The organism is Flavihumibacter fluminis, from assembly GCF_021491375.1.
Classification (GTDB): Bacteria; Bacteroidota; Bacteroidia; order Chitinophagales; family Chitinophagaceae; genus Flavihumibacter; species Flavihumibacter fluminis.
Genome location: NZ_JAKEVY010000041.1, coordinates 1 through 279 on the forward strand (window position 1 = coordinate 1; position 279 = coordinate 279).

A 279-nucleotide genomic window follows, 5' to 3' on the forward strand; every position below is an offset into this window, starting at 1 on the left:
TTTCCAAACAATAAAGAAAGAACAAGGAGGCTATGACTATTCAATGAAATCGGATAAATCTAAAAAGAGGAAGTATACTTCTTGGAAAACTTTTCGCGAAATCATCGGATCTTATCTCGCTGTGGTTGTGTTTTTACCTTTGCTTTATATGGCTATGACAGAACAAACCCGTTTTATCGATGTAGATACGCAATATATAGCCGAAACAGGATTTTTATTTATCTTTATCTTGATTTTTGCGTTCTATAAATCCTTCCACACAAAATAGGAGGCACAGCT

Annotated in this window: 1 protein-coding gene; it reads left to right on the forward strand. The window is 34.4% G+C overall.

The features are described 5' to 3' along the window. Nucleotides 1–268 (forward strand): hypothetical protein (locus L0U88_RS20820; protein WP_353620690.1); only part of this gene is annotated, 268 nt, incomplete at its 5' end. Nucleotides 269–279 lie beyond the last annotated feature (11 nt).